Annotated in this window: 21 protein-coding genes; 2 read left to right on the top strand and 19 right to left on the bottom strand. The window is 58.7% G+C overall.

Annotated elements, in window-relative coordinates; all coding sequences use genetic code 11:
• Positions 1-2 precede the first annotated feature (2 nt).
• Positions 3-1,193, bottom strand: a complete 1,191-nt coding sequence (locus BTM36_RS15665; RefSeq protein ID WP_006712717.1) for a glycosyltransferase family 2 protein — start codon at positions 1,191-1,193, stop codon at positions 3-5.
• Positions 1,194-1,639: 446 nt separating this feature from the next.
• Between BTM36_RS15665 and BTM36_RS15660 the strand changes: the two genes are divergently transcribed.
• Positions 1,640-3,043 (top strand): Atrophin-1 multi-domain protein, encoded by a 1,404-nt coding sequence (locus tag BTM36_RS15660; RefSeq protein WP_233207657.1) that lies wholly within the window; start codon positions 1,640-1,642, stop codon positions 3,041-3,043.
• A 46-nt stretch (positions 3,044-3,089) separates the two neighbouring features.
• Here the strand turns inward: BTM36_RS15660 and BTM36_RS15655 are convergent, their stop codons facing one another.
• The 11 genes from BTM36_RS15655 to epsL form a co-directional block, all read right to left on the bottom strand.
• Complete coding sequence (locus BTM36_RS15655; RefSeq protein ID WP_077237016.1) at positions 3,090-5,129, bottom strand: acyltransferase family protein; 2,040 nt, start codon at positions 5,127-5,129, stop codon at positions 3,090-3,092.
• Between the two features lie 28 nt (positions 5,130-5,157).
• The gene (locus BTM36_RS15650; RefSeq protein WP_077237015.1) at positions 5,158-6,216 is read right to left on the bottom strand and encodes an acyltransferase; all 1,059 of its coding nucleotides are present in this window, start codon (positions 6,214-6,216) and stop codon (positions 5,158-5,160) included.
• A complete protein-coding gene (locus tag BTM36_RS15645) occupies positions 6,213-7,454 on the bottom strand; it encodes a glycosyltransferase family 4 protein (protein WP_077237014.1) in 1,242 nt (413 codons plus the stop codon). Before BTM36_RS15645 ends, BTM36_RS15650 begins: the two co-directional genes overlap by 4 nt.
• An 86-nt stretch (positions 7,455-7,540) precedes the next feature.
• The gene (locus tag BTM36_RS15640; RefSeq protein WP_254427020.1) at positions 7,541-8,971 is read right to left on the bottom strand and encodes an O-antigen ligase; all 1,431 of its coding nucleotides are present in this window, start codon (positions 8,969-8,971) and stop codon (positions 7,541-7,543) included.
• Positions 8,972-9,141: 170 nt separating this feature from the next.
• Positions 9,142-10,785: an exosortase B gene (gene xrtB / locus BTM36_RS15635; protein WP_077237013.1), complete on the bottom strand. Its 1,644-nt coding sequence runs from the start codon at positions 10,783-10,785 to the stop codon at positions 9,142-9,144.
• Positions 10,786-10,814: 29 nt separating this feature from the next.
• A complete protein-coding gene (gene epsG / locus BTM36_RS15630; protein WP_039876320.1) occupies positions 10,815-11,693 on the bottom strand; it encodes a chain length determinant protein tyrosine kinase EpsG in 879 nt (292 codons plus the stop codon).
• 51 nt (positions 11,694-11,744) lie between these two features.
• On the bottom strand, positions 11,745-13,142 hold the full coding sequence (gene epsF / locus BTM36_RS15625; RefSeq protein ID WP_077237012.1) for a chain length determinant protein EpsF: 1,398 nt from the start codon (positions 13,140-13,142) through the stop codon (positions 11,745-11,747).
• Between the two features lie 76 nt (positions 13,143-13,218).
• A complete protein-coding gene (gene epsE, locus BTM36_RS15620) occupies positions 13,219-14,010 on the bottom strand; it encodes a polysaccharide export protein EpsE (protein ID WP_166757967.1) in 792 nt (263 codons plus the stop codon).
• A 73-nt stretch (positions 14,011-14,083) separates the two neighbouring features.
• A complete protein-coding gene (locus BTM36_RS15615; protein WP_077237010.1) occupies positions 14,084-15,037 on the bottom strand; it encodes an EpsD family peptidyl-prolyl cis-trans isomerase in 954 nt (317 codons plus the stop codon).
• A 107-nt stretch (positions 15,038-15,144) separates the two neighbouring features.
• The gene (locus BTM36_RS15610; RefSeq protein WP_077237009.1) at positions 15,145-16,554 is read right to left on the bottom strand and encodes an undecaprenyl-phosphate glucose phosphotransferase; all 1,410 of its coding nucleotides are present in this window, start codon (positions 16,552-16,554) and stop codon (positions 15,145-15,147) included.
• A 10-nt stretch (positions 16,555-16,564) separates the two neighbouring features.
• Positions 16,565-17,800 (bottom strand): XrtB/PEP-CTERM-associated polysaccharide biosynthesis outer membrane protein EpsL, encoded by a 1,236-nt coding sequence (epsL, locus tag BTM36_RS15605; RefSeq protein WP_174616868.1) that lies wholly within the window; start codon positions 17,798-17,800, stop codon positions 16,565-16,567.
• 399 nt (positions 17,801-18,199) lie between these two features.
• Between epsL and BTM36_RS15600 the strand changes: the two genes are divergently transcribed.
• Positions 18,200-18,808 (top strand): phosphatase PAP2 family protein, encoded by a 609-nt coding sequence (locus tag BTM36_RS15600; protein ID WP_077237008.1) that lies wholly within the window; start codon positions 18,200-18,202, stop codon positions 18,806-18,808.
• Positions 18,809-18,914: 106 nt separating this feature from the next.
• On the opposite strand, the gene BTM36_RS15595 is transcribed toward BTM36_RS15600, so the two are convergent.
• From BTM36_RS15595 to rplT, 7 genes are all read right to left on the bottom strand, one after another.
• Complete coding sequence (locus tag BTM36_RS15595) at positions 18,915-19,997, bottom strand: choice-of-anchor A family protein (protein ID WP_174616858.1); 1,083 nt, start codon at positions 19,995-19,997, stop codon at positions 18,915-18,917.
• A gap of 229 nt (positions 19,998-20,226) precedes the next feature.
• Positions 20,227-20,748, bottom strand: coding sequence for a GNAT family N-acetyltransferase (locus BTM36_RS15590; protein WP_077237007.1), 522 nt, complete (start codon positions 20,746-20,748; stop codon positions 20,227-20,229).
• A 178-nt stretch (positions 20,749-20,926) separates the two neighbouring features.
• Positions 20,927-21,328, bottom strand: coding sequence for a MerR family transcriptional regulator (locus tag BTM36_RS15585; RefSeq protein ID WP_077237006.1), 402 nt, complete (start codon positions 21,326-21,328; stop codon positions 20,927-20,929).
• Between the two features lie 3 nt (positions 21,329-21,331).
• Positions 21,332-21,745: an integration host factor subunit alpha gene (locus BTM36_RS15580; protein ID WP_077237224.1), complete on the bottom strand. Its 414-nt coding sequence runs from the start codon at positions 21,743-21,745 to the stop codon at positions 21,332-21,334.
• 64 nt (positions 21,746-21,809) lie between these two features.
• Positions 21,810-24,236: a phenylalanine--tRNA ligase subunit beta gene (gene pheT / locus BTM36_RS15575; protein WP_077237005.1), complete on the bottom strand. Its 2,427-nt coding sequence runs from the start codon at positions 24,234-24,236 to the stop codon at positions 21,810-21,812.
• 66 nt (positions 24,237-24,302) lie between these two features.
• Positions 24,303-25,331 carry a phenylalanine--tRNA ligase subunit alpha gene (gene pheS, locus BTM36_RS15570; RefSeq protein ID WP_077237004.1) on the bottom strand — a complete coding sequence of 343 codons (1,029 nt, stop codon included), beginning with the start codon at positions 25,329-25,331 and terminating at the stop codon, positions 24,303-24,305.
• A gap of 189 nt (positions 25,332-25,520) precedes the next feature.
• Positions 25,521-25,883: a 50S ribosomal protein L20 gene (gene rplT, locus BTM36_RS15565; RefSeq protein WP_006712690.1), complete on the bottom strand. Its 363-nt coding sequence runs from the start codon at positions 25,881-25,883 to the stop codon at positions 25,521-25,523.
• Between the last annotated feature and the right edge of the window lie 7 nt (positions 25,884-25,890).

Here is a 25,890-nt window from a genome sequence, read left to right as displayed (position 1 = left end):
CGTTATTCTGAGTCACGTTTTGACCTTACCCATGCCACCTGGCGGTTGAAGAGAAATTTGACATACAGAGGCAGCTTGCGCGCCACATAGCCGAACGCACCAAGCAATTCGCCCAGGCCGATGACCTTGCGACCATAGCCCGACCATGCCAGCAAGACCGAGACAGCGATCGACACCACCAGCAGGCTGGCCAGCAGCAAGGGCCATACCAGGCCCCATGCCAGCCAGATAATCGCATTCACCCCCCATGCCAGCACCACCAGCATCACCAGCAATGCCAGCGGCGGCACGCTCAGATCCAGCGCCAATGCCGCCAGGGCAGCGTTGCGATGCGTCACAGCGCCACCCAGCAAGCGCGGCACGTAAGACTGGATCACGCTCAGGTGACCATGTTCCCAGCGCGTACGCTGGGTGCTGACTCCGCTGTCGCTGGAAGGGAAGAAACTGTAGACCATGGCTTCGGGACAGAACAGTGGCGGCTGGCCGGCTTCGGCCAGGTCCACGCCCAGTTTCATGTCTTCCACGATATGACCGGTGGCCAGATTGGCCTGGCTGATCTGCTGCCAGGTGAAGGCCATGCCAGTGCCCATCAGCTGGCAAGGCTGACCCAGCTTCTGGAAACCGAGCGGACGCACCAGATTCTTGACCAGCCAGGCGAACTCGGCGATCTTGCGCATCGGGCCCCCGCCTTCTGGTGCATGCATCAGGTAGAGCGCCTGTACAGGACGATTCGATTGCACGCAGGAACGCGCAATCGTCTCCAGCGCCTGCGCGCCCAGATAGCAATCGGCATCGACGATGATGACCACGTCCGGCGCATCCTCAGCCAATTGGCGAATTCCGTGGTCGAGTGCATAACCCTTGCCGCGCAATTCATCGTGAAAGCGTTCAGTGACTTCTGCGCCGGCCTCGCGGGCAATGTGAGCGGTATGGTCAGAACAATTGTCTGCGACCACCAGGACCCGGTCGGCGGCAAGCAGCTGACGGCGGATACCGGCTACCACTTCGCCAATCCCACCAGCTTCATTGTGGGCTGGCACCAGCACAGCGATACGCGGTCGCGTCGCACTCAATGCCGCAGAGCGCGGCGCAGCCCAGCGGGCACAGAGGACCTGTACCAGCAACACCAGTACCGGTACAGCCAGGAGTACCAGGCCCGCCAATAGCATCATTTGCAATAGCACGATGATCATCAATATTTCCATTTCCAAGTAAAACCGGAGGCGCGGCGGAAAACATAAGCTCGCATTTCAATTGCCTCGCAGCAAGTTGCAAGGCTGGTCGTTGGGCAAATTGGTTCGCCACAGCGCCCAGTTGCCGGAATTCAATTACCATTGGGCAGCACCGACTGCTCTGCCGCACAGTAACGCAACTCTGCCGACTCTATTATGCGACACGCAATCACAAAATTGCTGCATCGCGACAATTATTATCTGGCTCAGCGCTCAAAAATTTTCCTTCACCTTTTTCGTGGAAATTTTGAAGCAAAAAGCTTGAGCACTTGCGCTTTTTGACAATACTTCGCGGGAATGCTCGCTATACTTTTCAGCTCTTCCATAAAACTACTTACATTTCCAGTTGAGTAGAACTTAATCTTCCGACCCAGATCATCGCTATTCCACCCTCACAGGAGCTGCCCATGCAACGGCCACAAAAAACGCTACGGCGTCTTCAACTTACCCTGGCGATGACCGCCCTGCTTTCGACCTCACCCACCTGGGCGCAGGAATGGGGCAGCTACCTCAAGCCATTCGCTGCAGACTCGCTATGGAACAGCCGCCCGGTCAATCCGGTATTCGATAATTTCGTGATACCGACCGACACGTATTTCCCGGCTGTGACCAACAACACCTATTCCACCGGCATCTTTCTGGCCTCGCCCGATGACCCACCGGTGACCGTCAAGGGGCTCACCGGCAGCAAGGGGCTGTTCAATACCGACGACGAGAATTACCACGACGTCACCATCCCGCACTGGCCCGCTGCGGCCCGCGCCGCGCCGGGCACCGACGGCCATGCCGACATCGTCGACCCGACCACAGGCATCGTCCACTCGCTGTTCAAGCTCAAGCAGGAAGGCACCCAGTGGACCGCTGCCATGTATGCCTGGACCAAGATCGACGGCCGCGGCTGGCCGGAACCCGGCCATTACTACCAGGGCGCGCGCGCCACGGGTGTGCCGGCTGCGGCAGGTATCATCCGTACCCACGAAGCAGCGCAGAAGCCTGAGTACTACAAGCACGCCCTGGCCATGTCCCTGAGCTATTCGGGGCTGAGCCCCAATCCAGCTTATGTCTTCCCGGCGACCTCGGCCGATACCTATGCCGCCACACGCAACAAAGGCAGTATTCCTGAGGGCAGCCTGGTCATGCTGCCACCGGATTTCGACACCAGCCGTATCAGCAATGCCGAAGTGCGCCGCATCGCCGAGACGCTCAAGCGCTATGGCGCCTATATCGTCGATGCCAACATCGGTACGCCCTTCGTCATCTACGCCGAAATCGGCTCCGACGCCAACCCTTCGCCCAGTGGCTGGAACAACACCGTCGCCAACGAATTGCAGTCCGTGCGAGCTGGCCTGCGCCGCGTGATCAGCGCAGAAAGCTGGGTCGATGGCAACGGCAACAAATTCACGCCCAACCAGAACCTCAACCTGCTTTCCATGCGCGGCAACTGGACTCAGCAGTCGGGAAGCGTCCTGGGCAAGTTCAGTTCCTGGGACCAGGCAGTCGTCTTCCCGGCAACCAGTTCGGTCTCGGAGGTGGTCAACTACAGCAACCGCGGCATGAATGCCGTCACCTGGGCCAAACCGGTCATGGGCGCCAGCTACACGCTCACCGCCCGTACCACCAACGGCGGCAAACTGCGCATGAGCATCTATGACCAGTTGGCGGGCAAAGTCGTTTTCGACAGCGGCTATCTGGCCAACGGCGAAAGCAAGACCTTTACCTGGAATGCAAACTCGCCTCGCCTCGCGCTCTACGCGCAAAGCGGTGTGGGCAACAGCACTGCCGTAGGCGGTCAGCTTCTCAAAGCCAACTGACGAACGCCATGTTCACTCAGCCGCCGTCGTACCGACGGCGGCTTTTCTATTTGGACGACGTTGGCGGCAACAAGCCGTCATGTTGCATCGACTGCAGCAAGTACTTCGATGCAGCCAGGCTGATGTGCTGATCATCGTTGTAGAGATAAGCGCCATCGATCTTGGCCTGGCACTTGCCCTGTTTGCAGAACAGGGACACCGGATCGAATACCGTTGCCTTCGGATGCAGCTGGCGTAATTCGGCTACCGCCGCGTCATAAGATTTGCGTATCTGCTCATGCTCGGCCTGTGTGAACGCACATTCGCGCGTGGGCTCGGTACCGAACCGATTGACGCAAGAGTGCGGGTCCAGCTTCAGGTAAGGCACATCAGCGACGAAGACCACACGCTTGCCCTGTGCGATAAAGCTTTCGATCAAGGCTCCGTAGCCTGCCATGAATGCCTCGCGCTGCGAGATAGTATGCCCATTGACCTTGTACTGGGACGGCGACTCCAGATTGCCGCGTGGATAGGCGCCACTGATAACCACCGTCTGGATGGACGGCAGTCTGGCGCCGACCATGATGGCCTGCTTCGCAATTTCAGTGCAGTTATTGGACCAGCGCCGCACGTTGGCAGCTTCGTAGGGCAAATTGGGATAGACGCGGCAGGCGTGCCCTGCGACCATGATGGAAGGAAGCGCCAACTGTCGGTCGAAGACCGCCGAGTGCAATGCCATCACATGGCTGTCACCGACGAAAAGTACCTCCGGCTGTGCAGAGTTGGACAGACACACCTCTTCGCTGACTTCGCTCAGTTGATTCAGGCGTGCGCAGCTACCATCGGAGTTGCGCGAACCTTCGAATACATCAGCACGTGCCAGATAGTCGAGCTTTTCATTGATCGCCCGCTGAGGGAAACCACCATTGACGTAGATCGCCGCACCTGCGGCGCCGACAATCACATTGACAGCCAGCAAGACCAGTACCACCTTGGTCCCGCGGGCGTGGCGCAACGGTCGTTCGATGAAGAGGAAGGTAATCCAGGCCAGTGCTACTGCAGCGACCATCGCGATCAGCCGCCACTCCTGTGGGGCGGTCTCCCCCGCGATAATCGCGGCGAAGGCCAGCAAAGGCCAATGCCAGAGATACAGCGGGTAGCTGATGAGTCCGATCCAGACCATCGGTTTGCTGGCCAACACCTTGCGATTGAACGAGGCGCCCGGACCGGCAGAGAGCAGCAGGAAGGTCCCCACGCACGGCAGTAGCGCCCACCATCCGGGGAAACTGCGCGACGCGTTGAGCAGCACGAACCCCACCGCGAGGAAGATCACGCCCAGCCAGGACTGCACATCCTTGTAGCGGGCATTGAGATCAGCCCTGTGCAGGTTGATATACGCCAAGGCCCCACCCACCATCAATTCCCAGAAGCGGGCGAAGGGCGAATAGAAGGCGGCTGTCTGGTCATGTTCGATCAGATACAGATTGACCACAAAGGATGCCAGTGCGATCACGCCGATGATGCGCAGGAAGCCCCATTTGCGTTTCCACACGAAAGCCAGCAGGAGCGGCCAGAATAGATAGAACTGCTCCTCGATGGCCAGACTCCAGAGATGGAGCAAGGGCTTGGTTTCGGCGGAGTTGTCGAAATAACCGCTCTCGCGCCAGAAAAGGATATTGGAAATGAAGGTAGAGCCACCCAGCAGGTGTTTGCCAAGCTGACGGTATTCATCGGCAAAAAGAATGATGCCACCGACCACCGCGCACAGAACCATCACCGTCATCAATGCCGGGAAAATACGTTTGACACGGCGGATGTAGAAATCGACGATGCTGAAGCGACCATGCTCCAGATTATTGAAGATGATCAGCGAAATGAGGAAACCGGAAATGACGAAGAAGATATCCACGCCAATGAAGCCCCCCTTGAACCACTCCGGAAAGGCATGGAAGATCACTACCGAACCGACGGCGATAGCACGCAGGCCATCGATATCGGCGCGGTATTTAGGGTGCAGCTGGGGCAAGGCGGAACCCGATGTGATGGGAGGCGCAGACAAATCCGCCGCGTCTTTCTCAATAACAGGATTTTCGTTGTGTGTGACCATGTGATGGGCTTTCTCGACCAGTGCCGGACTAACGAAGCCGCGCTCGGAGCACGCGCAATGGAGCATCGACAAAGCGATCTACCGCGATGGCAAACAGGCAGGAAATAATCAGTGCAACGAGGACGTTGACTACAGCGTGACGAGAGATCCAGTCAACGTTGTTGAGCATGACGTAGTGGGCCAGATAGATCGAATAGGAATAGATGCCGATACGGCGTATCCACCCGATATTGAGCCAGCGAAACGGCCAGATTCCAGGATTGTTGACCGAATAATAGAACAGAGGAAGCAGTGCAATACCCTGCAGGGAATAGCGAATGGTCTCGCGAAAAGCATCATTACGCACGACCAGCGAAGCCAACAGCAAAATCAGGCCTGACAGCACGGCAACATGACGAACTACTGGCCTCTGCAATGTCTGCTGCCAGCGCTCGGATATTTGCACGGTGGCCAGAATGCAGCCGTACAGCATGGAATCGATACGGGTATCGCTGGCGTAATATGTCCGCTCGACCGACACGCCCACACCCAGGACCAGATAGCAGCGCCACGCAAGGAACAACAAGCACGCCACTGCCAGGTAGATCGGGATATGTCTTCGCTGGGCCCGATGCAGCATCAGCAGCAGCAAGGCGGGGAAGAAGAAATAGAAATGCTCTTCCACCGCCAGCGACCAGAACACGCCCGTCCCCAATGGAACCGTATGAGCGGCGTCGAAGAACAAGCCGTAGTAATTGGCAAAATAAAAAAGCTGTGCAAAAAAACCTTGCCAGGTTGCATACCCCTTGAACCACCCCAAGTAGGTCAACAGGTACGTCACCACCAGTACCAGCAGCAGGGGGGGCGTCAAACGGAGCAAGCGGCGCAGATAGAAATGCTTGATGTTGATCGCACCGCTGGCGGCATATTCCCGCAGGAGCAAGGTCGTGATCAGATAGCCACTCAGGAAGAAGAATATGGTCACACCCAGACCGCCCGGCACGATCTTGCCCAGGCCCGCATGACTGGCTGCGACAATGATGATGGCAACAGCACGCCACCCGTCCAGCGAAGCGATGTCCTGATGCTTGGTATGCACCATGCTCATGCCACTGCTCCCAGGGAAGCGACTGCTTGCCCGGAATGGCCGGAGAACAAAGCCGCAAGTTTGGCCGCCTCCGTATCAATGGAGTGACGGGCCACTGCACGGACGTGGGCCGCCTCCCCCATGCGTTCCAGTTGTTCAGGCGAAGCTTGCAGGCAGGCCTGCATGGAATTCACCAGGCGCTCCACGTCACCTGCCGGGAACAGCCAGCCGTTCTCTCCATCGATCACCAATTCGGGGATGCCTGCGATGAAAGTCGTCAACACGGGCCGGCGCAACGCCATGGCTTCCATCACGACCACCGGCAATCCCTCTGCAAAGCTGGGCAGAACCATGGCACGGGCGGCAAGCAATTCGTCGCGCACCTGGCGACTGCTGATCCATCCCGTAATACGGATTTTTTCCTGCAGTCCGTGATGACGGATGCGCTCCTCGATCTGCGGGCGCATCTCACCGTCGCCGGCCAGCACCAGCTCGAAGGACAGGCCTTTGCGATGGAGCGCTGCTGCAGCCTCGACCAGCAGCAACTGCCCCTTCTGTTCACATAGGCGTCCGACACACACCAGGCGCGCCGCAACCTGAGCCTGTGCCGGCGCATCCGAATAGAAACCGCGATCCAGTCCGCAATGAACGATCGCCACCTTGGACCACACGCTCTGCTCCACCCAGCGATACAGCTGGCTCTGGCAGAACGAGGTGATGGCCACTGTAAAGGCTGAACGCCGGATCTTCTCGTCCAGGCCCAAGGCCAGTGGCTTGTCGAATTCTTCAGGGCCGTGCACGGTGAAACTGTAGGTCGGGCCACCCAGGCAATGCGCCAGCATCACGATCTCAGTGGAATTGGTGCCGAAATGGGCATGGATGTGAGTAGCACCGAAATCCCGGGTCCATTCAACCACCTGGGCTGCTTCCAGCAGGTACACCAGGTGATAGATCAGCCCACGCTCACCGCGACGCGCCATCTTGAAAGCCAGTCCCAGTGCGGCCAGCGCGCCCTTGGGGTTGCTCAGCACCTGGCGCAGCATCGGCGCCAGCAAGGCAAACACGCCACGCTTGAGGATATAGCGCGTGCGGTCACGTTCAGCGCGATCGTCTTCATCCACCACTTCGGCGTCCCAGCCACGCAGCGCAATGCGGTCGATGGCAAAGCCCTGCAGTTCCACCGCAGCGATTTCACGGCGGATGAAGCTGTGGCTGACCTTGGGATACTGGTTGATGAAATAGGCGATTTTTTTTGTCATGACAGATTCGATGGCGAGTGCATGCCCCGGCGGCGAGGCCGGAGTACGAATATCGATGGTTCGGAATGGAGCGACCGAACCTGGTTTCAGGAAGATACGGCGGGAACCGGTTGCAGCGCGGTGCGTTTCTTCTTCATGGCTTCCTGTTTGCCGGCCTCGCTGTTGGCATAGACCGACCAGCCCATGCCCATCACCAACCAGAAATACCAGTTGAAGGCCAGGTAGGAAAGCATGTTGTCCGACGCCGAAACGACCAGGTATTCAATCAGCGTACAGATCAGGATCACGGCGCCGAGCTTGTCCACCGAGTAATAGCGAAGGAGCACCCGCATGACCTGATAGAAGATGGCGAGATAGGCCACCATACCCACCAATCCCGTATCGAAGAACCACTGCACGAACACGCTGTGCGCCCCCCACTTTACGCCGCCGGCCAGGGGGAAGAACATACCCGAATAGAAGGGAAAGGCTTCGACCCCGTAGCCAAAGATGTAGTGCGAAGGCGTCATCCAGTTCAATCCCGACTGCCAGAGATAAGTTCGCCAGGCGAAGGAATTCAGCTTCGCGTAGGTCGTGACGGTATTGCCCGAATCCAGTTGCAGGATACGCTCCTGCACACTGGGGACCATCAGCGCCAAGGTGCCCAGCACAAGCATGTACACCAGGTAGCGCCGCTCGAACTTCACGCCGTACAGGAAGAAGATCAGGAAACACGCCACCCAGGCGCTACGGGTCTGCGTCAACAACAACAGCAGGAAGAGCACGCCCAGATAGCCCGCCAGTACGAAACGCTTGAACTGGTCGAGCTTGAATTCGGCACTCTTGATCACATACAGGCCCAGCGCGATGACCAGGGTCAGATAGAAAGCGAAGATATTGGGGTGACCGAAGGTGCCTTGCAGACGAAATCCGCTCAGTCCACCGCGTGCATTGAGCGCGGTGCTGACCAGGCCGTAGACTGCAGGAATCAGTGAAGACGCGAGGATCAACAATACCATCGATCTGAATTCCTCAGGCGTACGCACCAGGTAGAACGCGCAGACGAACACGGCAAAATAGGAGCACAGGCCCAGAACGATCTTGAGTGCCGCCCCCTTGTCGGGCGAGACGGCCATACCCGCAAAGGCGACGACCATCAATATCATCCAGTAGAGCCATGCCTTGCGCGGCAGCAGCTTGGGCTTCTCGATAAAGAACAGGAAAGCCATCAGGATGATCAAGCCGTTGATAGCCCCGCCCAGACCCAGCGACAGACTGCCGCCGGAACCGACACGCGTGGATTCGAGCACGATGTCCCCGGAAGCACGCAGCAGAAGCACGATCAACAAGAGCAGGCGCTTGTTGAAGAGGAACAGCCCCCCGAAGATCAGCAGTGCCGGCAATGCAGCGAGGCGTGCATAGCTACCTTCCAGAAGGCCGGCTACCACAGGCAGGACCAGACCCGCCATGGCTGCAATGACGCAGGCGGCAAGCAGGAACTTCAGCTCAGAGGGTGGGAGGTTGATTCTTCTCATCATTTCTTCCTTGGCGAATGGCTGCCATACCGGCCATTCGATCAATCATCATGTCTGCCCAGGCAATACGCATCTGCCTCGGTTTCACCGGGACCATCCGCCCATTTGCAATCGGGGCTGGAGCCGCCTGCGAATCAGGAGAAACTCCCCATCGGTCTGACTGCCAGCCAAATTCAGACCGGCACCAAGAGGCCAGGTTGGCCAACACGCACAGCGGCATCCAGGTCTTGCAGGAACTTCTGCTGCAAGGCAAAGGCGTCGGCCTCGTCATCCTTTTCCGCCATCAAACTGGAGGCCCGCACAAGAATGCCGTCCGAGACCCGACCTGCCATGCCATCCTTGAAAATCTTCCATCGCGCAGCCAGGCCCCCATTGGGGAAACCATCACCGATGCGCACCCAATAGCTGACCGCCTCGACACGATTCTTCTGAGTGGCCACGAAACGCGAAGCGGCAATCGGATGATCCTGTCCGCGCATCGGCATCTCAACCCGTTGCTCATCCCTGAGCTTGAATCCCTGGGCGACGTAGCAGACCTCGGGCAGGTGGATCTTGACGTCCTGGGTCTGCTCGTTGGCATAGGCCAGAGCCAGCATCACCATCTGACCGTGGCTGTTGACGTAGGTGCGGCTGAGCACATCGTCGTAAGGTTGATCCGAATTGCGACCGGTCCCGTCATCCAGTCCGACGTCGACCTGCAAGAAAGGCGACGGCATTTCCCGCCAGTCGCCGAATTGGGTCGGCACGACGGCGGACAGCTTGGCGGCCTTCACGGTCTGCATCTCATGGGGTACCAGCAGGCCTGCGACCGCTACCGACACTGCCATGACGATGGCCACCGGTACGGCCAGACGAATGTTCATGACGAACTTGTCGCGGACAGCTTGGCTGGTGTCCACCCTCTCGCGTTGCACTGGCATCGGCGCGACCCGCCCCTTCCAGTTCGCATAACGCACAGCGATCCAGCGTAGCAGTCCGTCTAATGCAATGATCAGTCCCAGAGCGACCAGGAACAGCAGCATGCCGGCAAAGCCATGCAGGAAGCCCTGCCCTGCGGCATCGCCCAGATAGTAGGTGATCAGTGCCAGCACCATGACGCGCACGGTATTGGCGGTGAAAGAAATCGGCACGATCAGAACCGCCAGCAACACGTTTCGCAACAGTGACTGATGGCGCACCAGATTCATGTACAACAGTCCCAGTGCCTCCAGCGTAAACAGCGAATTGAGGCCGGCGCAGGCATCGGCGACCAGCAACTGGTATGGGCCGATGTAGAGAATCACACCACTGCGTGCGATGGGGTAGCCGAGCAGGCGCAACACCTGCTCCGACACATAGGACACCCCAATCTTCAACGGCTGCGTCAGGAGATCGACCACCGAGGCGGGCAGCGGCACCATGAAGAGCATAAAGAAAAACGCGAACCACAGCCGACGACAGGTACGCACGCCAAATTGCAGCAGCACGATTCCCATGAGGATAGGAATCAGGGAGCCGGCTTCCAGAAACAGTACCGTCTGCGACCGCCCGAGTACAAAACTGAGTATCCCGATCAACAGAAACGCCATGCCCGGGATTGGCGCAGGGCGGCGTTCGATCAATCCTTCCTGCAACAGTTGGCGGACCCGCACCACCAGGTAGCAGCAGGCGACAGCGAGAACGATCGGACCGTGTGCGTTACGCTCGGTCCCCCACACTCCATGGAACAGATCGATGAAACTTGGAATGTACATCGCCGCCAGACCTGCCGCGATCACCAGCCAGGGCAGGCCGGAAAATCGTGGTTCGGGCATCGGGCGGACGGTCTCTGCAGTCATCTGGACTTTCTCCGGCGGATAAACAGCCGTCAGAATTCGTTGACGACACTGCCGACCACGGCCACATGCGCACTGGTCAGGTTATCCGTCAACGTACGCACCGCAGAAATATGGGTCACATTGGTGCGCACCACCACCAGACTGGCACCGGTGCGGGCCGAGATCATGTTGCCGTCGGCGTATTGGGCGCCAGAGGGCGTGTCCACCAGGATGATGTCGAACTCCTGCGCCAGGTCGGTGAGCATCTGCGTGAAGTTCGGACGTCCCAGCAGCTCCTGCGGATTGGGTGGCGTAGGACCCGCCGGCAGCACCGACAGATCCAGCAGATCCGGCACGCGTTGAAGCGCATCGGCTGCGGAACAACGACCGGCGATCACGCCCGACAGACCATTGCGATTGTCCAGTCCGAACAATTCGTGCTGGCAAGGATGACGCATGTCGGCGTCGATCAGCAAGGTGCGTTCGCCCAGCTGCGAGAACACCACCGCCAGGTTGGAGGCAATGAAACTGCGCCCTTCCCCGCTCTCCGGGCTCACGATCGACAGGGACTTGTGCTTGCCGTCGACGTCGAACCAACGCACCATCAACTGGCTGCGCAGTGCCCGCAGGGCTTCGACCTGCTTGCTGAACGGGTTGTAGGCGGCAACGACTTTCTCGCTGACCTTGCTCTCGCCCTTGAGCAGATAGGGGTAGTCGAACTGGCGCGACAGCGCCTGATCGATATCGGACTGGGTCAGCAGTCCCAACTGGATCGCCGCGTCCCCAAAGCGCAAACCGCGCTCGCGCTGCAGGCGCAGGATACGTTCCGCGTTCTCGGGGGAGAGCTTGCCGCTATCGACCAGGATCGCACCGATGGAGCGGTTCGGCAGGGATGCGCCTTCATTGAAGGTCAACGTTGCAGTAGTCATGTTATTCCCGGGGATTCATATTTTTTATCGATGAACGAGAGCGGTCCGCACTCACACTGGTTTGCAGCGGCCAAAGCCGAACCGGCCGCGACGTGTCGCAGCGACGGGGCGGGTAATGGCACCCAGCACCGGCAGACCCAGTTCTTCAACCAGATCATGTTCCGAACGCACACGACGATTGGTCAGTTCCAGACCCAGGGCTGCCATCACTCCCAGGATGGTACCGACGAAGATCGACAGCACCAGGTTGACAAAAATACGGGGGCTGGACGGATTGGCAGGAGGCACTGCTGCCGACAGTAGGGAAATATCCGACTGGTTGGACTGCCCCTCCAGATTCGTCTGTGCGAAGCGCTGGGTGGTCAACTCGTAGGCGCGCTGAGCACTTTCCAGTTCGCGGGTAAGCACTGACAGTTCGTCCCGGGTGCGATTCATCTCCAGGACCTTGCGCTTCTGCGCTTCGAACTCTGCGCGGATTTCTGCCTCGCGCTTGGCCAGGATGGTCGCATTGCTGCCCACCGAAGCCGAGATCGAGGAAGTGGCGGCTGCCAACTGGGCACGCAGACCATCGCGCTCGGCCTTGGCCGACTGGTAGTCCGGATGATTGGTACCCAGTCGCTTGGCGGCTTGCTCGAAGCGTGCTTCCGAGCTGGCAAGATTAGCGCGCAGGTTCTGGATCAAGGCGTTGGAGTTGACGTCCGGCGATTCACCGGCGCCACCACCGCTGGCCTGACGGCGACGGGACTGGGCTTCCGCCAGAGCCCCCTGAGCCATGACCAGTTGGGTCGACAAATCGTTGAGGCGATTGTTTTCGACGTCGGTACGGTTGTCCAGGTTGGTGATGCCGTGCTCTTCCTGGTACTTGGACAGCTTGGTTTGAGCCTGCTCATACGCGTCGCGCAGAACCTTGACCTGGTCGTTGAAATAGACCGAGGCCTTGCGGGTCGGGTCCAGCTTCAGCTGCATGCTCACATTCTGGTAGGCAGCGGCGAAGGCATTGGAAACGAGTGCGGCAAACTGCGGATCTTCTGCCCTGTAGGTGATATCGATCACGCTGCTCTCCTTGGAGGCAACGGCATCAAGCTTTTTCAGCAACAGCGCAGCCAGCCAGTTACGGATGTCCAGTTCGCCGTGATCATCGGCCTCATAGGCATCCTTGACGGCCTGCTGCTGCGTCAGCTTGAGGCTGTCGACCACCGCCAGCGCCACCGAGGGGCTGTTGATGATGGCCACCTGCGTCGGCATGAAACCGGGTAGCGCCTGAGGCGAGACCACCAGACCGGTGACCGGGTCCGAAGCCTTGTAGTTGAGCACCACGGACGATGTCGCCTTGTATTGCTTGGGCAAGACCAGACTGACCACCAGCGTCACGACCACCGTGACGGCAAGAATGAGCAGGATCACCTTGCGACGGGCCTGAAGGATCAGAAGAAATTGGGATAGGTTCATAGGATCACGCCTCCTGGTTGGCGTATTCAGTCACTAAAAGAAAAAACGCACATCTGTCGTTGCCGGGATTGCGGGTTTAAAACCAGCTTTCCTTCACATAGACGATATCGTCGGCCTGCAGCAGATCATCCTTTTTCACAGGGACTTCCTGCAGATTGCCATCCGGATCACGGCGCTTGACCATCAGGCCCCGCTCCGTACCACGCTGGGTCAGGCCACCGCCCACCGACAAGGCCTGCAACACAGTGGTGTTGCGCTCCAGCTTATAGACACCGGGACGCTGGACTTCGCCGTAGATGTAGAAGCGCAGCGAACGCTCGACATAGACCACGTCATTGGCGCCGACTTCCGGCAGAGATGTGGTATCGCCGCTGTGAGTGATGTTGTAGATATCGACCAGTTGCTTGGTCACCCCACCCTTGCCATCCGGGCGCACGATGGTCACGGCATCGCCACCGTCGGGGGTGACGCCACCAGCCAAGGCAATCACGTCAGCCACGTTGCGTCGGCCATCCAGCGGGTAACGACCCGGCTTGGTCACCTGGCCCAGCACCGAGATCATCTGGCTTTGCGGCACGGTAACCAGAATGTTGACCTGCGGATTGTTCAGGTAACCACCGTTCTTGAGCAGACTGGCGATCTTGGTCTCCGCCTGCGCCGTGGACAGGCCTCCAACCTTGACTTCGCCCACCAGCGGATAGCTGATCACACCGGCTTCACTGATCCGGGTTTCCAGACTCAGGTCGTCGCTGCCATACACCTTGACGCGAATGACGTCACCCGCACCCAGCAGGATGTCATCGGCCTTGGCAAACAGACTGGTGCTGGCGAGCAACAGGCCGACCAGCAGAAATACCATTTTTCTCATCATTGTCATTACTCCGCAGTACATCAGGTTCTTGATTCAGGCGTCGGACGCCCGGATGTTGATCAATACTTCCTTACTTGAAACTGGCCACGCCGCGCGATATTGCATCGTTCTTGACACTCTCGGCTGTCTTCCCGGCATCGTCCTTTTCAGCAGGGCTCGCGACACTCAAATCCTTGAACGATTTCGCCTGCTCGGAATACTCGATCTTGGCCTCGCTCTTGAGACGATCCAGCAATTGTTCAGAGGCCTGATTCTGCTTCTGCGTCACCAGATATTGCACAATCTGAGGTGTCGCCACGGCCAACGATACGGGCGCATTCTTGACGTCCTGCAACGAGGTCAGGATCGAGGTCTGACCTTCGATCACGATGAACAGTGTTCCTCGCTCCATGTTCTTCAGGGTGGCATTCATCTGCGGCGGGAGGTCTGCCGAGCTCTTGATGACGTTTTGGCGGACGTACTGGACACGATGCGCGTCCAGCCAGGCCACGACGTCCTCAAGCCTCTTGCCACGCTGATCCATCAACTCACGCAGCTCGGGTGTGACACTGGAGCCAGCGACGATCAACTGTGCGAACTCAAATTGGCGACGCTGCGCAAACCAGTCCGGGTTCTTGCGATACAGGTCGTCGATGTCCTGATCCAGGGGCCGGGCAGGCGCCTTCACCTTGGTGGCTGCATAACTTTGGGCGAGCACCAGATTGCGCGCGCGCTCCATGTCGGCCAGCACGGCCGGATCGGTATCGAGCTTGTCCTTCTTGGCGGCATTGATCAATAGCTGGCGCGCGACCAGGCCATCAAGCAACTGTTTGGTGACCTGCTGACCACCGGTCTTGGCCAATTCATTGTTGACCTGGTGGATCGTGATTTCCTGACCATCGACGATGGCTACTACCTGACTGGAGGACGCCGCAGCCGGCTTTTTCTCGCCGCAGGCAGCAAGGCCGATCAAGAGCATGGTCGAGACGAGCATCCTGGTCGCCATTTTGTTATGTTTTATCACCGCTTCGTTCCCGATTTTCATTTCACCAAGCTCTCGATTTTTTCATTCTGTTTATTCGCTACCACTTGTTGCCCAGGCGCCAGTACACCTCATACTGAGCGCACTCGCCGGTTAAGAAGCATCGCCCATCAATAGGCGTTGTCGCGCTTCACTACCATGCGTACGGTCTGGAAGATGATCCACAGATCGAATACCAGCGACCAGCGACGCAGATACTCCAGATCGAACTCGATACGGGCTTTCATCTTGTCCAGTGTTTCGGTCTCGCCGCGCAGGCCATTGACCTGGGCCCAGCCGGTGATGCCCGGCTTGACCTTGTGGCGCAGCATGTAGCCCTTGATTTGCTTGCGATACAGCTCGTTGTGGGCCACCGCATGTGGACGTGGTCCGACAATGCTCATACGACCTTGCAGGACGTTGAAGAACTGGGGCAATTCATCAAGGGAGCTGGAGCGCAGGAAGCCGCCGATCTTGGTCAGACGCATATCCCCTTTGGTGGCCTGCGTGACCTTGCCGCCGTCTTCCATCACCGTCATCGAACGGAATTTGTAGACCACGATTTCTTCGCCATCCAGGCCGTAACGGCGCTGCTTGAAGATGATCGGACCCGGCGAGGTAAGCTTGACGCAGATGGCAATGACCATCATCACTGGCAACAACATGAGCAGAATGGCAGAGGCCAGAATCACGTCGCTCACGCGCTTGACCAGATTGTTGGTTCCGGTAAAGGGTGTTTCGCAGATCGCCATCACCGCCATCCCACCCACATAGTCGAAGCGGGCCTGGATCAGGTTGAAGATATAGATGTCCGGGATGAAATAGATGGACGCGGTAGTGTCCTGCAATTCGTCGATCATCTGCAGCACACGCGGCTGTGCCGAGATCGGCATGCTGATGTAGACCATGTTGATGTTGTTCTGACGTACGTAGGCAGCCACGTCCGACATCTTCCCGTGCAGCGGCGTAAAGGTGCCAGCCGGCTGGCGGTTCAACTCGCGGTCATCGAAGAAGCCCATGAGCTTGATCATCAGGGAGGGATACTTCTCCATGCGGTCTGCCAGCTTCAGCGCAGCCGGATTGACACCAATGATGATAGCCTTGCGTACCTCGCCCTTGGTATGCAGGTCGCGCAGGACGCGTGATTGCACATGCTGCGAAATGATCAGACCGATGGGCGTGCTGACCACCCAGAAGAAGATCGCACGCATCGAGAAGCTTTGGTAGAACTCGCAGATATAGGCCACCAGGACCAGCACCGCAGCCACTGCCATCCAGTCCAGCACCGGTGCCAGCACGGAGGGGCCTTTGGGATTGCGGCGCAAGCGACGCTGATGCAATTCGGTGAAGAAATAAGACGAGAGGAAAAAGGCCATGATGGCCAGCACCCAGTAATCGCCAGTAAAGGTGTGACCATGCAGGCGGACCAGAACCCACAGATAGGCCACGATCAGCGCAGGCTCGACAAAGCGCTTGAATACCATGGTGATGGTATTAGGCTTGACGTTGACCAACGGCAGGCCATCATGCAGGTCACTCATTTTGGGGGCCTCAGAATTCATAGCGCGAAGTCAGGGAAATGCCGTTGGAGAGGTAGCTGAAGGTATTGATGTTCGACTGCAGGTTTTCTCGATAGATGGACAACATCAACGACAAGGACGTGGTCGGCGAATAAGTCAGACTCAGGCTCGCCTTCTCATAGTTGTCTCGCCGATTCGTGGGAGTCACACCAGTCACGATTGAGGCACCGTTGTAGTTGCGCTTTTCATAATCGATCAAACCATCCACGCGCAATTTGGCCGTGGGTAAATAGGTCGTCGCAACGCTGACGCCATTGGTCAGCGCGAAATTCGCATCCACATCGTTCACGCCACCGATCTCACGCCAGAGATTGGCCTTGAAACTGGTCTTACCAGTGGCCGCCCAGTCTGCAATCAGGCGAGCGTTGAATCCACGATAACCGGCATCAGCGGCTGAATTTCGCTCACGCTGGGTGATACCACCCAGAAACTGAAGTTTGGTCTTGCCGCTGTAAAGCCAGACAATCTTGGCCTTGTAGTCTTCCTGGCTGAACGAGTTATTGATCGTCCCGGTACTGACCACGGAGTCATACGGATAATTGCCCGTGGTCTTACGTACCTGCACCCCTGCTATGCTGCCGCTGGCAGGGTTGTAGTCCAGTCCGACTTCAGCCAGGTTCTGGGTAAAACTGTTTGCCTTCTGGGTACTCAGGTCATACGCCAAGCCAAACCGCGATGCCTGGACCCGCAACGTCCAATCGGGATGCAATTGCCATGCCAAGTTCGCGTATTTCGTACTCATCGTGCGGATGTTCAGATCCAGCACCCGGTAGTTCTGGAAAGGTGTCAACGAACGCGAATACACGTAACCGACGTTGCCTGAGAAACGCTCTCCAAGGGCCCAACCCCAGTCCGCTTTCAGATCACGCGCGTCGTTGTCGAACTGCCTGAAATAATCAAACGTGTTCTTGGTCGCACTCGCATCCAGATAGATGTGTTGGCGACTGAGATTCTTGTCGATACGGATCCCGGCCAGCCGGCTCTGCACGTTGTCCGACAATTTGGACGAACCGAGCGCTGCCTGGGCCGCCTCGGGACTATTCAAGCGCAACAGGTTATCGTCATGCAAATAGGTGTACTGCACATACGGAACAACCACCTGACCGGGGTCTGCCGCGTAGGCAAAAGGGCAGGTCACGGACACCAGCAGCGCACACACTTGCACCCGGGTCTTGCGCTTGCTGCTATTGCGAAACTGCCGTGGCATCACGAATCAGCGCCCTTTCTTTTTTTAGTTTTACTTTTAAAACAATGGCAATATTTTGCATCCGAATTGCTGCATCGCAACACGAAAAAATTTAGAGTCAATCATGCATCATTTTTGATATTTAGGCAAAAATTTGTGCTGAAGATTGCCCTCCAGAAAACAATGCGGTAAGGATACGCACCCCTAGAATCGGGACAATCAGACAATGACGGATGCCTTTGTAGGACAAACGGGATATTTCAATTTTGATAACTATTGCGAGAAAAACCATAAACTATTTATATCGCGACGCAACAAAAACTGAACGTTTATCTCCTATCAAGCGTCCCAGCGCTTTCGCAGCCCCCTTCTAGCGGATAAGATCCTCTCCGCACTGCCTTGCAAACCTCCTTGTCTTCCATGAATCTCTCCTGGCATACCATCACCTTCTTCGGCGACAGCGCCATTACCATCCCGGCTGCCTGCATCCTTGCGCTCTGGCTGGGCCTGAACAGGATGTGGCGTCCGATGTTGGCGTGGCTGCTCTGTTTCGGCACAGCAATGTTCATCGTCGTCGTCAGCAAGCTGTTGTTCATGGGATGGGACATCGCCCCTCCCATGCTCAACTTCACTGGCTTCAGCGGCCATACCGCTTCTTCCAGTGCACTCTATCTGTCCATTGCGCTGGTGCTGACACAAGGTTGCAGCCGCCCTCGCCGCTCGCTGGTGCTCGCATTGACAGCACTGGCGGTGACTGCGATCGGCGTCTCACGCCTGATGATCAAGGTGCACTCCGAATCCGAGGTGTTGCTGGGCCTGCTGCTGGGCGCCGGCGCGGCCTGGGCGTTCAGCCTGTCGCTGCATCGCTCTCCCCCACCCTGGCGCCATCTTTTGCTGCCACTGGGCCTGGCGGCTGCACTGCTGATGACCGGCTTCGACAAACCGGCACCCACACAGAGCTTCCTGCAGGAACTGGCCAAGAATCTGTCGGGGCGCCCGGAGGTCTATTTCCGTCACGAACCGTTGTAAGCCTGCACTGCCGGCGCCCTGCCCTTCACCATGAAAAATGCCGTTCAGCAATCCGCTGAACGGCATGTCTTGCGCATCACGTCTATCTGCCAGGTGACTGCGACCCTCAGGCAGCCATTGCCGCCGGCATCGGGACATTCCTGCGACGCAGCGCTGCCACGCCAATGACGATCGCCAGGCCGGACAGCATCATCAGATATTGCTCGGGCTCCGGGACCGGAGCCACGGCTGCCAGGTTGCCGGTGAAGGACTGCAGGTGCAGTTCGCCATTCTGGGTCAGGCTGTTGACGAAGACGCCGCCCTCGATGTTCTGGTTATTGGTCAGGCTGGCATGCGTGGCCAGGATGGAGCCGCCAAACTGGTTGTTGATGGTGAGGCTGCTGGCGTTATAGAAATTCCAGACGATGGACTTGCCCAGCGACTGCGCTTGTCCGCCCAGGAAGTTGGCGCCGATCACTGCCGAACTCACGCTCGAATTGATGATGATGGTGCTGGCGCCATTGGCAGCGAAAGAGAATTCGCCGGCCGAGAACACCGAAGCGCTAGTCGTGTTATCCAGGTTGAAGACGGCCACACCCTTGGCATCGGCAACGGCATTGAAGGTCGCCTTGTTACCACTGAGCGAAACCGTGCTGTTGGCGACTGCGCTCTTGAGTGTGTTGGACAGCGCACCAAGCGTGCTACCGAAATTGGTGGAGCTCGCTGCATCGAAGTTGGTCTGCATCAGCGAGGATGGCGCGGACAGATGGCCGCCATTGAAATTGGTGCTGGTGCTGCCACCGACCACATAAGCCGGTCCGTTCAGATTGCTATTGGAGACGGAGCCACCGATGTAGCTGGAGCCGGTGTTGACCGTGGAATTGACCAGCGAGCCGCCGATAGCCGAGCCCAGACCGTTGACGTGCACATTGGTCGCGGTACCCATGACCGTCAGGCCGGCATAGCTGGAGGCCGGAGTGTCGCCGACATGCTGCACGTAATCGCCGCCGGTGAGCGAGCCGCCGATCCAGGCACGACCATCGACGTGCGAATTGGACGTGGCGCTGCCGAGCACGACCAGATTGAATTGCTGGAGCGCTTCGGCGCCAGTCAGCGACGTCGTGGCCGCCTGGGCGGCTTCGGACAGACCGAGCGACAACAACGGCGCGATGGCAAACGTGGCCAGGACCGACTTGGAACGGACAAGCATGAAACCCCCGATTCAATGAAGTGATGCCCGGTCAGATCTCCCAACTGGCGCAGGCAAGAATTGATCGCGGCAAACACCGCGTAAATTCACACAAATAGTTGTAAATTTTTTATCAATTCTAAGGGTTTAGTTGTCACTTGATCAAGTAGGAAGATGAAGTATCGCGTCCTTGTGAAAATTTTGCCACATTGACAATAATCAAGTTTCCCACCGCATGGAAGCAGAGTGGTCAGCGCAAGGTTCTGGACATGTAGCGAGCGCCAACTCCATAGCTGGAGATTGCATCGACCCCTTGCAGATGGGCCCGATCATCGCTCTCGAATCCGGCATTGCGCCAGTAATCTCCGGAATCATGGACGGCCACCAATGTGGCGCGCTGCAGACCAATGGCGCGACCAAGCTGGCAGATTTCCTCCACCAACGCGCGCCCCAGCCCCGAACCACGGGCTTGCGGCAACAAGGCGACGTCATGCAGATGCAGGCAGTCCGCCCGCTCTTCGAGCTCCAGCAGCAAGCGGTTCAAGGCGGGAGGTTGACCATGGCGGGTCGGATGCATGAAGGCATAACCGATGACTTCCTCGGTACCGGCTGGCGTCATGTGGGCGGCGATGCGGCAGCCTTGCGGGAACAAGGCCAGTCGTTCGGCAAAGACTTCGCGGGCCTCATAGTAACCGGCGTGAACCAGCGCTGCGATCTCCATCACATGCGACAAGTCGTCCGCCTTCATCGCACGCCATTGGTAATGGGTCATGATTGATCTCCCTTGCCATCGGCATCCTTGCGATGGCGGGCCTGAAAGGAAACGCGCCGCACGGCGGTCGATAAGGACCAGCGTGCGGCGCGTCGAATTGCAATGTCAGTCGGAACCGGGATAAGGCTATTGCCGAAGGCAGGACACCCCGATACGAATAGCGTCGCCCATCAGCCCATCAGGCTGCCGCACCCGGCTTGAGCGTCTCCAGAACCGCCTGCAGCTCCGCACGCAGGCTGTCGATGGCCGCCTCGTCCAGACTGATGGCGGGCGGTTGTGGCTCTTCCGCTTGCTCGACCTCATGGGTGCCATCTAGCTTGTTGCGGGCGCCACTGATGGTGAAGCCCTGCTCGTAGAGCAGTTCACGGATACGACGGATCAGCAGCACTTCATGATGCTGGTAATAACGACGGTTGCCACGTCGCTTCACCGGCTTCAACTGGGTAAATTCCTGCTCCCAATAGCGCAACACGTGCGGCTTGACGCCACACAGCTCGCTGACCTCACCTATCGTGAAATAACGCTTGGCCGGGATGGGCGGCAGCACGATGGCCGCCGGCTTGTTGACACGATCGTTCATAGATTAGACGGACATTTCAACGGTGCTACCGCTGGAGAGTTCCACCATTTCCTTCAATTTCTGGCTGGCATGGAAGGTCACGACGCGGCGCGCCGTGATCGGGATTTCCTCGCCTGTCTTGGGATTGCGGCCAGGCCGTTGCGGCTTGTCGCGCAGCTGGAAATTACCGAAGCCGGAAAGCTTGACGGCCTCACCACGCTCAAGCGCGTTGCGGATCTCGTCGAAGAAGGTTTCCACCATGTCCTTGGCTTCGCGCTTGTTCAGACCGACCTGCTCGAACAAAAGTTCGGCCAGCTCGGCCTTGGTCAGAGTCGGCAGGTTCTTGTCGGCCTGCGAGCGTGCCTGCGATTCCATCACGGCGCGATGCAGGTCGGCGTCCAGCACGGATTGAAATTCGTTCGAATTCACGTTGTTCATGGCGATGAATGACTGGGCCTCAACCGATTCCGGTCTGTAATTATTTTCGCTCTCGGACATCACGTCAGGCACGCAACCTGGCGCCAAGCCTGCTGCCCGCAGCGGCCACCAGCGCACTCACGGCAAGGTCGACCTTGTCATCCTGAAGGGTGTTTTGAGTATCTTGCAAGGTGCAGCGGAACGCAAGACTTTTTTCGTCGCCTTCCAGACCCTTGCCTTGATATTCATCAAATAAAACAAGGGCTTGCAAGATGGCGCATGCGGGGTTGGCCTCTTTCTCGGCAGCGAAAACATCGAGCAATTGCTGGGCGCCAATCGACTGCTTGACCACCAGTGCGATATCACGGCTGACGGCCGGGAATTTGGAAATCTCGGTGTAGACCGGCAGGTCCCGCTGCTGCAGAGCATCGGCATCGACTTCGAAGACCACCGGTGCCAACGGCAGCTCGTACTTCTGCTGCCACTTCGGATGCAGTTCGCCGATCACGCCGATGACCTGCTCGCCCAGCAGCACGTGGGCAGTACGGCCGGGGTGCAGCGCTGGGTGTTCTGCTTTCACGAAACGCAAGGTGCGCGGTGCGAACAAGGCTTCCAGATCGGCCTTGACGTCGAAGTAATCGACGTTGCGGCTGGGCTGGCCCCATTGTTCGTCGGCCACCGGGCCGTAGGCCAGAGCGGCCACGCGCTTGGGCTGCTCGAAACCGGCCACTGACAGCGGGCCATCGGTGATATCGGCATTCTTGCGGAAGATCGCACCGGCTTCGAAGACGCGGATGCGCGACGCCTTGCGGTTGACGTTGTAGCGTGCGTTGGCCACCAGCCCGGCGATCAGCGAAGAGCGCATGACGCTCATCTGGCTGGCAATGGGGTTGAGCAGCTTGATCGGATCGGCGTTGCCGCCGAAGTCGGCTTCCCAGGCGCTATCGACGAAGCTGAAATTGACCACTTCCTGGTAGTCCTGGTCCGCCAGCAGACGCCGGATGGCGAACAGCGAGCGGGTGTTCTCGGGCGCGATGCGCATGGCATTGGCGGCCACCGGCGGCAGCGCCGGGATGTTCTCGAAGCCATAGACGCGCGCGACTTCCTCGATCAGGTCTTCCTCGATCTCGATGTCGAAGCGATAGGACGGCGGCGTGACCGAGAACAGGCCAGGCTGATAGTCGAAGGACAGGCCCAGGCGCTTGAAGATGTCCGAGACCATCTCATCGGTGATCTCCACGCCGATCACCTTGGCTGCACGCGCAGTGCGCAGCGCGACAGGCTCGCGCTTGGGCAGGTTGACGATCTGGTCGTCGATGGGGCCGACGCGGGTGTCACTGGTGCCGCAGATTTCCAGCAGCAGCGCAGTAATGCGTTCGATGTGATCGACCACGGTGGCGAAGTCGACACCACGTTCGAAGCGATGCGCCGCATCGGTGGAGAAGTTGTAGCGACGTGCCCGGCCCTGGATCGCCTGCGGGAACCAGAAGGCGGCTTCCAGGTAGATGTTGCTGGTCTCCAGCGAGACTGCAGTGGCGTCGCCGCCCATGATACCGGCCAGGGATTCGATTTCCTTGTCGTCGGAGATCACGCCCACCCACTCATCGACTTCCACGGTATTGCCGTTGAGGAGCTTGAGCGATTCGCCCTTGCGCCCCCAGCGCACATCCAGGCCGCCATGGATCTTGTCCAGGTCGAACACGTGCGAGGGACGACCCAGCTCCAGCATCACGTAGTTGGAGATATCCACCAGTGCAGAAATCGAGCGCTGACCACTGCGCTCCAGGCGCTGCTTCATCCATTGCGGCGTGGCTGCCTTGGCATTGAGGCCACGGATGACGCGGCCGGCGAAACGGCCGCACAACTCAGGCGCGGAAATGCGCACGGGCAGTTTCTCGTCGAGATTGACCGCCGCCGCCTGATATACCGGCGCCTTCAGGGGCGTCCCGGTCAGGGCCGACACTTCACGCGCCACGCCCAGCACCGACAGGCAGTCCGCCTTGTTGGGGGTGAGCTTGATGGTGAACTTCAGATCGTTCAATTGCAGGTAGTCGCGGAAATTCTGACCCACCGGTGCATCGTCCGGCAGTTCCAGCAGGCCGCCGTGATCTTCCGACAGTTTCAGTTCGCGCGCGGAGCACAGCATGCCCTGCGATTCCACGCCGCGCAGCTTGCCGACCTTGATTTCGAAGGGCTTGCCATCGGCGCCCGGGGGCAGCACCGCGCCTACCATCGCGCAAGGCACCTTCAGGCCGGCACGCACGTTGGGCGCGCCGCAGACGATGTTGAGGATGGTGCCGGTGTGCACGTTGACGCGGCATACGTTCAGGCGATCCGCATCCGGGTGCTTGGTCACTTCCAGCACTTCACCCACCACCACATTGGTGAAGGGGGGCGCGACCGGTTCGACTTCCTCGACTTCCAGGCCGGACATGGTCAGCAGATGCGACAGTTCATCCGAGGTCATGGTCGGATTGACCATGGTACGCAGCCAGTTTTCAGAGAATTGCATGATTCAGACTTTCAGCTATCAGCCAGAGGCGCGTCGCGACATGGCGCGGCGCCCTTCTTGATCGGATTAATTGAATTGCTTCAGGAAGCGCAGGTCGCCTTCGTAGAACAGGCGCAGGTCATTGATGCCATAGCGCAGCATGGTCAGGCGCTCAAGGCCGGAGCCGAACGCGAAACCGATGTACTGCTCGGGGTCCAGCCCCATGTTGCGCACCACGGTGGGATGCACCTGGCCGGCACCGGAGACTTCCAGCCAGCGCCCCTTGAGGGGACCGCTACCGAAGGCGATGTCGATCTCGGCCGAGGGTTCGGTGAAGGGGAAATAGGAAGGACGGAAACGTACCTGCAGGTCGTCGGTCTCGAAAAAGGCCTTGACGAAGTTGAGGTAGACGCCCTTCAAGTCGGCGAAGCTGATGTCCTCGGCGATCCACAGGCCTTCGACCTGGTGGAACATCGGCGAGTGGGTGGCATCGCTGTCCACGCGGTAGGTGCGGCCCGGGGCAATGACCTTGATGGGGGGCTTGTTCATGCGGGCGTAGCGCACCTGCATCGGGCTGGTGTGAGTACGCAGCAGCAGGGGCTTGCCCTGGGTATCGTGACCTTCGATGTAGAAGGTGTCCTGCATCGAGCGCGCCGGGTGATTTTCGGGGCTGTTCAATGCGGTGAAATTGGTCCAGTCGGTCTCGATCTCGGGACCGTCGGCGACATCGAAGCCGATGGAACGGAAGATTTCCTCGACGCGCTGCCAGGAGCGCATCACCGGATGGATACCACCCACGCCGCGACCACGACCAGGCAGGGTGACGTCGATGGCTTCCGCATTCAGGCGCGCCTGCATCTGGGCATTGACCAGAGCATCACGGCGTGCGGTCAGTGCGTTTTCGATCTGTTCCTTGGCGACGTTGATGATCGCCCCTTGTACCTTGCGCTCTTCCGGCGCCAGCTTGCCCAGCCCCTTCATCTGCTCGGTGATCTGGCCGGTCTTGCCGAGGTACTTGGCCTTGGCGTTTTCCAGTGCGGCGGCGTCCGGCGCGGCGGCGAAATCAGCCTGCGCCTGCGTGACCAGTTGGCCCAGGAGTTGGTCTAGGGGATTCATGCGGTAAGTCTCGCTCCAATCGAAAATCCGACGACGAAGTCGAAAAGGAAAAAAATCCACGAAACCGTGGATCAAAAACATACGGGGCATCGGTGTGACACCTCTGCCCCGCAGGATTTTGCAGCGCCGGCTGCTCGTCTGACTTGCGTCGTGGATGTTGCGGCCGGCTACCGCACATGCGCTGTCGATTTAGGCGGCAGCGATGTTGGCCTTCACCTGGTTGACGATGGCAGCGAATGCAGCCTTGTCGGTGACAGCCATATCGGCCAGGACCTTACGATCCAGTTCGATCGCAGCCTTCTTCAGGCCGTTCATGAACACGCTGTAGGTCACGCCGTGCGAACGCGCAGCGGCGTTGATACGGGCGATCCACAGTGCGCGGAACACGCGCTTCTTGTTACGACGGTCACGGTACGCGTACTGACCAGCGCGCATGACTGCTTGCTTGGCGATACGGTAGACGTTTTTGCGACGGCCGCGGTAACCCTTGGCGAGTGCGAGGACTTTCTTGTGGCGGGCACGTGCTGTTACCCCACGTTTGACTCTAGGCATAGTAGCT

The organism is Herbaspirillum sp. VT-16-41, assembly GCF_001994935.1.
Taxonomy (GTDB): domain Bacteria; phylum Pseudomonadota; class Gammaproteobacteria; order Burkholderiales; family Burkholderiaceae_D; genus Herbaspirillum; species Herbaspirillum frisingense.
Note: the sequence above shows the minus strand (reverse complement) of the source record. Positions and strands in the feature narration are given on the sequence as shown.

Coding starts and splice junctions, on each gene's coding strand:
- BTM36_RS15585 (WP_077237006.1), bottom strand. CDS start 21,328: ATGAACGATCGTGTCAACAAGCCGGCGGCCATCGTGCTGCCGCCCATC.
- pheT (WP_077237005.1), bottom strand. CDS start 24,236: ATGCAATTCTCTGAAAACTGGCTGCGTACCATGGTCAATCCGACCATG.
- epsF (WP_077237012.1), bottom strand. CDS start 13,142: ATGAACCTATCCCAATTTCTTCTGATCCTTCAGGCCCGTCGCAAGGTG.
- epsL (WP_174616868.1), bottom strand. CDS start 17,800: ATGCCACGGCAGTTTCGCAATAGCAGCAAGCGCAAGACCCGGGTGCAA.
- pheS (WP_077237004.1), bottom strand. CDS start 25,331: ATGAATCCCCTAGACCAACTCCTGGGCCAACTGGTCACGCAGGCGCAG.
- BTM36_RS15580 (WP_077237224.1), bottom strand. CDS start 21,745: ATGAACAACGTGAATTCGAACGAATTTCAATCCGTGCTGGACGCCGAC.
- epsE (WP_166757967.1), bottom strand. CDS start 14,010: ATGAGAAAAATGGTATTTCTGCTGGTCGGCCTGTTGCTCGCCAGCACC.
- xrtB (WP_077237013.1), bottom strand. CDS start 10,785: ATGACTGCAGAGACCGTCCGCCCGATGCCCGAACCACGATTTTCCGGC.
- BTM36_RS15610 (WP_077237009.1), bottom strand. CDS start 16,554: ATGAGTGACCTGCATGATGGCCTGCCGTTGGTCAACGTCAAGCCTAAT.
- BTM36_RS15590 (WP_077237007.1), bottom strand. CDS start 20,748: ATGACCCATTACCAATGGCGTGCGATGAAGGCGGACGACTTGTCGCAT.
- BTM36_RS15640 (WP_254427020.1), bottom strand. CDS start 8,971: ATGATGAGAAGAATCAACCTCCCACCCTCTGAGCTGAAGTTCCTGCTT.
- epsG (WP_039876320.1), bottom strand. CDS start 11,693: ATGACTACTGCAACGTTGACCTTCAATGAAGGCGCATCCCTGCCGAAC.
- rplT (WP_006712690.1), bottom strand. CDS start 25,883: ATGCCTAGAGTCAAACGTGGGGTAACAGCACGTGCCCGCCACAAGAAA.
- BTM36_RS15595 (WP_174616858.1), bottom strand. CDS start 19,997: ATGCTTGTCCGTTCCAAGTCGGTCCTGGCCACGTTTGCCATCGCGCCG.
- BTM36_RS15650 (WP_077237015.1), bottom strand. CDS start 6,216: ATGAGCATGGTGCATACCAAGCATCAGGACATCGCTTCGCTGGACGGG.
- BTM36_RS15615 (WP_077237010.1), bottom strand. CDS start 15,037: ATGAAAATCGGGAACGAAGCGGTGATAAAACATAACAAAATGGCGACC.
- BTM36_RS15660 (WP_233207657.1), top strand. CDS start 1,640: ATGCAACGGCCACAAAAAACGCTACGGCGTCTTCAACTTACCCTGGCG.
- BTM36_RS15655 (WP_077237016.1), bottom strand. CDS start 5,129: ATGGTCACACACAACGAAAATCCTGTTATTGAGAAAGACGCGGCGGAT.
- BTM36_RS15665 (WP_006712717.1), bottom strand. CDS start 1,193: ATGATCATCGTGCTATTGCAAATGATGCTATTGGCGGGCCTGGTACTC.
- BTM36_RS15600 (WP_077237008.1), top strand. CDS start 18,200: ATGAATCTCTCCTGGCATACCATCACCTTCTTCGGCGACAGCGCCATT.
- BTM36_RS15645 (WP_077237014.1), bottom strand. CDS start 7,454: ATGACAAAAAAAATCGCCTATTTCATCAACCAGTATCCCAAGGTCAGC.